This is a genomic window from Jeotgalibacillus proteolyticus, assembly GCF_050107735.1.
Taxonomy (GTDB): domain Bacteria; phylum Bacillota; class Bacilli; order Bacillales; family Jeotgalibacillaceae; genus Jeotgalibacillus; species Jeotgalibacillus proteolyticus_A.
This window is the reverse complement of sequence record NZ_JBNILO010000044.1, coordinates 1-255: the sequence shown is the minus strand read 5'-3', so window position 1 is coordinate 255 and position 255 is coordinate 1. Positions and strand designations below refer to the sequence as shown.

At 40.0% G+C, this 255-nt stretch carries 1 pseudogene; it reads right to left on the bottom strand.

Annotation, left to right across the window (positions count from 1 at the left end):
* Positions 1-255 (bottom strand): annotated as a pseudogene (locus ACQCT8_RS19070) (IS5/IS1182 family transposase); the annotation flags it as partial.

Below are 255 nucleotides of genomic sequence, written 5' to 3'. Positions count from 1 at the left end.
TCCGTTTTTTCGATTTCCTGTGTAAAGGTTTCAACGGTTTCTTCCAGTTTTTCAACGACTTCAACTAACTCTTCCGTTGAAAGTTCTTCCGGACTTTCCCGTTTTATTTCCGGTATAATTTGCTGATTAACCAATTCATCGTAGAGTTTTTCCGATTTCTCTACCAGGCTGGCGCTGTACTTCTCTACTGACTTGCGCCAGACAAAGGTAAACTTATTGGCATTCGCTTCAATCTTTGTTCCATCGATAAAAATC